The following is an 8,469-nucleotide window of genomic DNA, read 5'->3' as shown; positions in this document are numbered from 1 at the left end:
GCAATCCCCTTTTAACCTGGGTCGCGGGGGCTGGGATTGGTGTATAAGCCCCCGCCCCGGCACCAGGTGCGCCCCCGGGGCGGGGGGGGGGGGCCCCGACCCCCCCCCCCGGCCCTCTGGCCTACGATCCGCCGCCGACCTGCTGGTTGTAGCCGGCCACGATGTTCTCCAGGGCCTTGTCGGCCGACTGCTGGCCGTTGATCGCCTTGCCCAGCTCCGTCTTGGTCGGGTCGGTGGTGAGGCTCTTGCCCTTCAGCACCCAGTTCGTCTGCGCGCCGTTGAAGTAGCCCGAGATCGGGGCGTAGAGCGGGATCTCCTCGTTGTACAGCTTGAACGCCGCCTGCGCTGCCTCGGAGGTAAAGGGGTACTTCGGGTTCAGACCGCTCTCGACGGGCAGGAACCCGGACGCCTCGCACAGCTCGCGGTAGTGGTCCGGCTCGTACACCCAGGACAGGAACTTCTGCGCGGCGGTGGCCGCGGCGCCGTTGTTGTTGAAGCCCACCATCATGCCGCCGCTGTTGACGTCGCTGGCCTGCACCGGCTCGGCGGGAGTCGGGACGCTCGCCCAGTCGAACTTCTTGATGCTCGTCGCGAAGGCGGGCACCTGCCACACGCCGGACCAGTAGGCGACCACGTCACCGCTCTGGAACATGGCCGACGGGTCGGCGCCGCTGGTCCACACCGACTTCGGCATGGTCTTGTCGTCGTTGAGTCCGACGAAGTACTTCACGGCCTTCTTGGTCGCGGCGTCCACCGAGAACTTGCCGGAGGAGTCCGCGTGGACGTACTGCCCGCCCATCTCGTACACCATGGCGCGCAGCCGGGACGGCGACTGGTCGAACGTGAGGGAGTACTTGGCGCCGGTCTTCTCCCGGACCTTGTTCGCCGCCTTGATGAAGTCGGTCCAGGTCCAGGTGTTCTGGGGCGAGGCCGGGACGGCGACGCCGGCCTTCTTGAACAGCGTCTCGTTGATGTACAGGCCGGACGCGGTGACGTCCGAGGGGATGGACAGCACCTTCCCGGACGAGTCCTTGGCGAGGAAGTTGGCGTTGATGTTGTTCGTCTTGTTCTTGGCGATGGAGCTGAGGTCGATCAGCTTGCTCGACCAGATCGGGTCAAGGGCTGGCACGTCGGCAACATCCGGCAGGGAGTTCGCCTGCGCGGCGTTGTGCAGCTTCGTCGGATAGCCGTCGTAGGGGATGTTGACGAGCTTGACGTTGACGCCGGTTTCCTTCTTGTACTGCGCCACCAGCTTCTTCCAGCCCGCGTCCTGCCCCGGAACCGTGGAGATCCAGAACGTCAGCGACTTGGAGGTCCCGCCCGAGCCGGACCCCGACCCGCAGGCGGAGAGCAGCAGGGCTCCTGCCGTGGCCACGGCAGCGAGAGGAGCCAGACGGCGCATGCCGCCGCGGCCGAGTCGGCGAGAGCGCCGCACACCCACACTGGTCATCTTCAATCCCTTTTCGTCGTAGCGGAAGAAGCACGGCGCCAGCCGAGGCGGCACGGGTGCATTTCGCGGGAGATTTCGCTTTCCGGGGGCACGGCCTCGCCCGGCCGTGTCGCCTTGACGGGTGGGGTCCCCGGCCTCGACGGCCGCCGCCCGCGAGCACGCCCTCGCCGGGCTGCCGTACGTCTGCGTACGGCCGGGACGCTCACCCCAAGCCGACGTCCCGGCCGACTTAGAAAGCGCTTGTCCGGACATTGGCAGACCGATAAGGAAGCCGTCAATCCTTCGCCTGCGCGCCTTCGGTCACGTTTCGGACTCCCTTGGCCACGGCGAGCCGGGCGGCACCCACGACGGTACCGAGATCCCCGATCTGGCTGCTGACCACCTCGGTGGGCCAGCTGAGCCGGCCCAGTTCCGCCCGCACCCCCGGCAGGAGCTGCGGATCGGCGCCCGTGCTGCCGCCCAGCACGATCAGCCCAGGGTCCAGTACGGCGGTCACGGCGGCGGCCAGCCGGCCCACGTCGACGGCGTGCCGGGCGACGAGCCCACGGGCGGGTTCCCGGCCCGCGGCGGCCAGCGCGAAGAGCCGCTCGGCGGTACGGGGGCGCGGGCCGTCACCGGCCCGCCAGGCCCGGGCGGCCCGGCGCAGCAGGGCGTGCGAGCCGACATAGGCCTCCAGAGCCTCCTGACGCGGCTCCCGGTCGTCGTCCCAGGGATACGGCAGCCGGGCCAGCTCACCGGCCGCGCCGTTGGCGCCGCGCAGCACCTGGCCGCCGATGACGATGCCGAGACCGATACCGACGCCGATCCGCAGATAGCCGAAGGTACGACGGCCCCGCGCGGCGCCCTCCTGCAGTTCGGCGAGGGCCGCGCAGTTGACGTTGTTCTCCAGGTGGACGGGCACGCCCGGCGGCAGCGCGACGGACACGGCGTCGAAGACGGGCCCGGCCTTGGCGGTCGCCGGGCGCATGCCGGTGCCCGCACGGTCGGTCTCGGTGACGTCACCGACGGCGACCACGATGGCCCGCAGCGGGGCGCCGGCGGGCAGCGCGGCCAGCGCCTCGCGGACGGCGTCGGCGGCCCGGGCCCGCGGGGTGGCCGCCTCGGCGAGCAGGGTGCCGTCCAGGGCGCAGCCGCGCACCCGGGTGCGGGCCGGGCCCAGGTCGACGGCGAGGACCGAGCCGGAGGCGGGCCCCAGGCCGTATACGGCCGCGGAGCGGCCGGTGCCGCTGGACGCGGTGCCGGAGTGGGTGGCCAGCCGGGCGCTCTCCAGTTCCGCGACGGCGGCGGAGACCGTCGGCTTGGACAGCCCCGCGAGGCTCGCCAGCTGCGGCCGGGTGGCGCTGCCGGCCTGGGCCAGGACGGCGAACACCGCGCTGGCGCTCTCGGTGAGGCGGGGGGCTTCAGTCACGACGTGTTCCACAGTTCCCCCATGGGTCAGGGGCCGCGCTCCCCGGGTGACGGAATGCGGCGATGCGATGCCCTCGTGCCGCGCGGTCCCGCCCTCCGGCGGCGTCCCGTTGATCGACTGCGCGACAACTCTTGACGCACTGTACTTGGTTAGTTAACTTCCTAACGAAGTCCGGTACTCGCCTGCCGTGCTCCGTAAGAAGCCCGTCCCGGGGCTTCCCGACTCGCTCAACTCCTGTTCGACCAGACACGGTTCGCCCGCCGTCTCAGCACAGTGCCATGTGCTTCGGCGCTCTTCGCCCAGACGACGAAAGAGGATCCGTGCAGGACACTCCTTCTTCCCCGCTCGTGGTCGGTATCGACGTGGGTGGCACCAAGACCCATCTCCGCGCCCTCGTCGGCGCGGAACCGGTCGCCGATCACGTCCGGCCGAGCAGCGGCTGGCGGCCGCACGAACCGTCCGCCGCCGCCCGCTGGCTGACGGCACTGGTCCACGAGGCCCTGCCCGTCGACACCCGCCCAGCAGCACTGGCCGTCGGCGGGCACGCCTGTGAGACCCCCCGCCAGTGCGCCGGCATCGCCGCCGCGCTGCGAGAGGTCCTCGACATACCCGTCATGGTGGTGGGCGACGCCGAACTCCTCGTTCCCGCCGCGGGGCTGGACAAGGGTGTCGGTCTGGTGGCCGGCACCGGTTCGGTGGCGGTGGGGCGACTGGCCGACGGCAGCGCCGTACAGGTCGGCGGCTGGGGTGCGGCGCTCGGTGACGAGGGCGGCTCCGCCGGTCTCGTACGGGAAGCGGCGCGCGCCGTGTGGGCGGCGCACGACCGTGGTGAAGCCCCGGACGAACTCGCCCAGGGGCTCATCGCCGCGTTCGGGGTGAGTGAGGTGCCCGCCCTGGGCGCCGCGTTGGAGAGCGCCACGGATGTGTCGGCCGAGTGGGGTCGGCACGCGCCCGTCGTGTTCGCGGCCGCGGAGCGGGGTTCCCGGATCGCGCGGTCGGTGATCGCGGACGGGGGCCGGTCCCTCGCCGCGCTCGTCGTGCGGCTCGCCGAGCGCGGAGTCGCCGTCGACGACGTGGTGGTCGCCGGCAGCACCGTGCTCTCCCAACCCGCCCTGTACACCTCCTTCACGACATCACTCACCGAGTCCGTACCCGGGGCACGGCCCAGGCCGCTGCGGGCGGCGCCGGTCGAGGGGGCCGTGGCGTTGGCGCATGCCCTCATATGAGGGGACGAGGTGGCGCGTTGCTCGCGGGCGACCGACACCTCGCGGGGCAGCGCGCGTTGCCGCGGTGTCAGCGCCGGACAAGTAGCGTGCGCCGGAGGCGCGTTCGCCCGTACAGCGGGCGCACAGGGTCGGCGCATTCGTCCGTACGACACTTCGCCGCCCCCCGCGCTTCGCAAGCGTGACATGAATCAGCCGTAGATCTTCGCTCGTATGACTCGTCCTCACCACAGGGGCACAGTCGCTTCACGACTTCACCCGGCTGTCGGAGGACCCCATTCCACTCAGGAGAGGCACATCCATGCCGTCACCAGCCGGGCAGCAGTCCGTCCCCTCGGTCCCCGTCCGTGAACGCGCCCTGAACCGACGGGTGTTCCTGCGGAACTCGCTCGGCGCTTCGGCGGGACTGCTGGCCGCTCCGACCGTCGTCACCTGGCTCGCCGCCGCGGACGCGAAGGCCGCGACGGGCCCCGCCGCCTTCGTGGACGACTACACCACCAACATCCTCACCAACCTGACGCCCGAGACCAACGCGGTGGTCCGGATCCTCGGTGGCATGAGCGAGGTGTGGAAGACCGGTGGTGCCTGGAACACGGGCACGCCGCTCATGCCCGAGGTGCTGCGCGCCAACATGCGTTACTGCGCCCGCATCACGCACGCCCGCACCGACGCGCAGGCGAAGGAGGCGTTCATCTACGACCGGCAGCACCAGAGTTACGCGATGATCGCCGGCCTGGGCCCGCTGGCCGCCCTGTACAGGGCGGGCGCCAAGGCGGTCACCTCCATCACCAGCGCTCCTGACGGCACTCCTTCCGGCAAGATCAACGACGCCGTGCCGGCCGACGCTCCGGCGGGCTCCGCGCAGGGCGCCGGTTCGCACGACTCGGCACTCGGCAAGGTCGCCGAGCTGGTGGACACGGTGCGCGGCCCGTACGCCTCCGGCAACCCTGGCAAGTACGCCTTCCAGTACCCGCGTCCGTGGCGCATGAACGAGAACAGCGAGGTCGTCGACACGGGCAAGGTCGACACGCTCGGCTTCCCGGTCTACGACTCCGACGTGATCGTCGCCCCGCAGCTGCTGTGGCAGCGCGGCACGACCGCGGTCGACGACGGCGGCTTCCCCAGCGGCCACACCAACGCCTTCCACCTGGCGGGGCTCGCGTACGCGTACGCGGTGCCCGAGCGCTTCCAGGAGCTGGTGGCGCGCGCCTACGAGCTCAGCCACACCCGGATCATGTCGGGCATGCATTCCACCGTCGACGTCATCGGCGGCCGGATCATGGCCACGGCCCTGGCCGCCGCCACGCTGGCCGACCCTGCCAACGCCGCCCTCAAGGCCGCGGCGCGCGCCCAGGCCGCCGCGTACTTCCAGCAGCAGACCGGCTCGACGGCGGACACCCTGTACGCCTACGCGCACTCGGCGGACGTCGCCACCGACCCGTACGCCGACCGGGCCGCCAACGCCCGCGCGCTCACGCCCCGGCTGACCTACGTCCTCACCCGGCACGGCCGCTCCGAGGGCATGACCGTGCCCAAGGGTGCCGAGGTCCTGCTGGAGACGCGGCTGCCCTACCTCGACGCCGCCCAGCGCCGCGAGGTGCTCCGCACGACCGCCCTGCCTTCCGGGTACGTGCTGCTCGACGGCTTCGAGCAGTGGGGCCGGCTGAACCTGTTCGCGGCCGCGGACGGGTACGGGGCCTTCGAGTCCGACGTGAACGTGACGATGAACGCCGCCGACGGGGGCTTCAGCGCGGCCGACACCTGGCGCAACGACATCTCCGGGTGCGGCCGGCTGGTCAAGCGCGGCACCGGTGCGCTGACCCTGACGGGCCACAACGCCCACACGGGCGGCACCGTGCTGGAGGAGGGCGTACTGACGGCCGGTTCGTCGGATGCGCTGGGCTGCGGCGACGTGCGGGTGGACGGCGGGACCCTGCGGGTGAGTGCGGCGTCGTCCGTACGCGTGCGCGGCAGCTACACGCAGGCGTCGGGCGCGAGCCTGGAGGCGACGCTGCGTGCGGGCCGCGTGCCCGCACTGACGGTGGAGCGACGGGTGGTGCTGAGCCGGGACAGCTCGCTCACGCTGCGGCTGGACGCCGACCGCCCGCCGGTCCCCGGCACCAGCGTCCCGGTGCTCCGGACGTCGTCGCTGCGAGGGCAGTTCGCCCGGATCACGGTCGAGGCGGACGGATACCGGGCCGTGCCCGTGTACTCGGTGGACGGGCTGTCCGTACGGCTCGTACGGCACTGACACTGATCCCCGCCCGGGGGACGAGCTGAGCGACAGGACCCGTGGACCGTGCGTGAACGGTCCACGGGTCCTCTTCGTTCGCGTGCGCCGGACCCGTGCGCCGGACCCGTGCGCCTTCATTCCGTGCGCCTTCATTCCGTGCGCCGTCGTTCCGTGCGCCGTCGTTTCCGTGCGCCGTCGTTTCCGTGCGCCGCGTCCGATTTCCGCCAGCCGTGGTGGCGGCCATGGCGCAGAGTGGACAGCGGAGACACACTTCGAAAGGACACGACCGATGCCGGTGTACACAACGATCGACAGCCCTCTGGGCGAGCTGCTGCTGGTGGGCGAGGAGTCGGTCACCGCGAAGGGCGGCACGGCGCTGGTCTCGCTGTCCATGCCCGGCCAGAAGTCCGGCGCCGTCGTCCAGGACGGCTGGACCAGGGACGAGAAGGCGTTCGCCGAGATCGTCTCGCAGCTGCGCGCGTACTTCGACGGGGTGCTGACCAACTTCGACATCGAATATGTGAGCGGCGCGGGCAGCGACTTCCAGCAGCGGGTGTGGAAGGCGGTGGAGACCGTCCCGTACGGCACTACCGTCAGCTACGGAGAGATCGCCGCTCGGATCGGCGCGTCGCGGGCCGCCGTGCGCGCCGTGGGCACGGCGATCGGCGCGAACCCGCTGCTGCTCGTGCGCCCCTGCCATCGCGTGATCGGCGCCAGTGGCTCCCTCACGGGGTACGCCGCCGGTCTGGAGCGCAAGCAGCAGCTCCTGGACCTGGAGCACGCACGCCCGGCCACCTGAGGATCGTCGCCATCATGAACACGCTCGACACCACCCATCTGACGGGTCCGGTCGCCGACCGCGTCGCGGCCGACGACTGGACCACACTGACCGACGAGCTGAACGAGCACGGACACGCGCTGACCGCTCAGCTGCTGACCGCCGACGCATGCCACGGGATCAGGGCGCTCTACGACGAGACCGACCGCTTCCGCACCACCGTCGACATGGCCCGCCATCGCTTCGGTTCCGGCCAGTACCGCTACCTCACCCACGAACTACCGGACGTAGTACGGGAGTTGCGCGAGGCGTTCTATCCGCGGCTGCTGCCCGTCGCCCGGGACTGGGCCGACAAGCTCCGGCAGCCCGCTCCCTGGCCCGAGGACCTGGAGAAGTGGGTGGCGATGTGCCACGCGGCCGGGCAGGCCAAGTCCGCTCAGATCCTGCTGCGTTACGGGCCCGGCGACTGGAACGCGCTGCACCGCGATGTGTTCGGCGCGATGGTGTTTCCGCTCCAGGTCGTCATCGGCCTCGACGCCCCCGGAGTCGACTTCACCGGCGGCGAGTTCATCATGACCGAGCAGCGGCCCCGGGCGCAGTCGCGGGGATCGTCCACGACCCTCCCGCAGGGGCACGGGCTGATCTTCACCACCCGCGACCGGCCCGTCGCGTCCCGGCGCGGCTGGTCGACCGGACCGATGCGGCACGGCGTGAGCACCGTCCGTTCCGGGCGGCGTCATACATTGGGCCTGGTCTTCCACGACGCCACGTGACCTCCGCGCCGAAGCGGCGGTGACGAGTGACCAGGCCGGTACCCGGCGAGAGGCGCGCTTTCGCCGAGTCCATTGCGCACAGCGTGATGTTCGGCTGAGGGCCGCCTCGCGGAAAACGCGGTGGTGCCCCACCGAACCCGCTGGTTAGGGTCGCCGGATGAGCACACGTACCTTCCGCGTCACCGTCCGCGGCGTCTTCGACGGGCTCGGCGCGGAGCAACGCGCCGAGCTCCTGGCCCGCGCGTCCGAGCACGACGTACTGCACGCCGCCTTCACCCCCGAGGGCCACCTCAGCTACGACCTCGCTGCCCGGCCCGCCTTCACCTTCCGGTTCCTGGACTCGGGAGAGGCGGAGGAGGACATCCTGGAGGCGACCGAGCGCGCCGAGGCCGCCGCGGAGGCGTGGCTGACCGAGCGCGGCTACGGATACAAGAACCTCAGGTCGAAGGCCGAGGACCTGTCCCAGGCCCCACTCGGCAAACGGCAGCGGCGCGCCGCCGCGCAGGGCTCCTAGGCCCTGTCGTCAAATTCCCGTCTGCCCCGCGACGCCATGCACGCACTCTCGCCGCACCGGGCACAGACCCAAGTACGTCCAGTACGAGGG

The 8,469-nt window shown here is 71.4% G+C and carries 7 protein-coding genes; 5 read left to right on the top strand and 2 right to left on the bottom strand.

Annotated features, from left to right (window positions below):
* Positions 1-121: 121 nt before the first annotated feature.
* Together ACFVWD_RS56360 and ACFVWD_RS56355 are read right to left on the bottom strand one after the other, a co-directional pair.
* Positions 122-1,450, bottom strand: a complete 1,329-nt coding sequence (locus ACFVWD_RS56360; protein ID WP_389606800.1) for an ABC transporter substrate-binding protein — start codon at positions 1,448-1,450, stop codon at positions 122-124.
* Between the two features lie 274 nt (positions 1,451-1,724).
* Positions 1,725-2,858, bottom strand: coding sequence for an ROK family transcriptional regulator (locus ACFVWD_RS56355; RefSeq protein WP_389606798.1), 1,134 nt, complete (start codon positions 2,856-2,858; stop codon positions 1,725-1,727).
* 320 nt (positions 2,859-3,178) lie between these two features.
* On the opposite strand from ACFVWD_RS56355, the gene ACFVWD_RS56350 reads away from it, so the two are divergent.
* From ACFVWD_RS56350 to ACFVWD_RS56330, 5 genes are all read left to right on the top strand, one after another.
* Positions 3,179-4,084: an N-acetylglucosamine kinase gene (locus ACFVWD_RS56350; RefSeq protein ID WP_389606797.1), complete on the top strand. Its 906-nt coding sequence runs from the start codon at positions 3,179-3,181 to the stop codon at positions 4,082-4,084.
* Positions 4,085-4,382: 298 nt separating this feature from the next.
* Entirely contained in the window at positions 4,383-6,332 is a 1,950-nt protein-coding gene (locus tag ACFVWD_RS56345; RefSeq protein WP_389606795.1) for a phosphatase PAP2 family protein, read from the top strand.
* Positions 6,333-6,603: 271 nt separating this feature from the next.
* A complete protein-coding gene (locus ACFVWD_RS56340) occupies positions 6,604-7,113 on the top strand; it encodes a methylated-DNA--[protein]-cysteine S-methyltransferase (protein ID WP_384916661.1) in 510 nt (169 codons plus the stop codon).
* 14 nt (positions 7,114-7,127) lie between these two features.
* Positions 7,128-7,865 (top strand): 2OG-Fe(II) oxygenase, encoded by a 738-nt coding sequence (locus ACFVWD_RS56335; protein WP_389606794.1) that lies wholly within the window; start codon positions 7,128-7,130, stop codon positions 7,863-7,865.
* A gap of 157 nt (positions 7,866-8,022) precedes the next feature.
* Positions 8,023-8,379 carry a DUF6204 family protein gene (locus ACFVWD_RS56330; RefSeq protein ID WP_389606793.1) on the top strand — a complete coding sequence of 119 codons (357 nt, stop codon included), beginning with the start codon at positions 8,023-8,025 and terminating at the stop codon, positions 8,377-8,379.
* The last annotated feature ends 90 nt before the right edge of the window (positions 8,380-8,469 follow it).

The organism is Streptomyces sp. NPDC058086, from assembly GCF_042885015.1.
Classification (GTDB): Bacteria; Actinomycetota; Actinomycetes; order Streptomycetales; family Streptomycetaceae; genus Streptomyces.
Note: the sequence above shows the minus strand (reverse complement) of the source record. Positions and strands in the feature narration are given on the sequence as shown.

Excerpts from the sequence above, each read along its gene's own strand:
- ACFVWD_RS56360 (WP_389606800.1), bottom strand. The coding sequence starts at position 1,450 with ATGACCAGTGTGGGTGTGCGGCGCTCTCGCCGACTCGGCCGCGGCGGC.
- ACFVWD_RS56345 (WP_389606795.1), top strand. The coding sequence starts at position 4,383 with ATGCCGTCACCAGCCGGGCAGCAGTCCGTCCCCTCGGTCCCCGTCCGT.
- ACFVWD_RS56340 (WP_384916661.1), top strand. The coding sequence starts at position 6,604 with ATGCCGGTGTACACAACGATCGACAGCCCTCTGGGCGAGCTGCTGCTG.
- ACFVWD_RS56335 (WP_389606794.1), top strand. The coding sequence starts at position 7,128 with ATGAACACGCTCGACACCACCCATCTGACGGGTCCGGTCGCCGACCGC.
- ACFVWD_RS56330 (WP_389606793.1), top strand. The coding sequence starts at position 8,023 with ATGAGCACACGTACCTTCCGCGTCACCGTCCGCGGCGTCTTCGACGGG.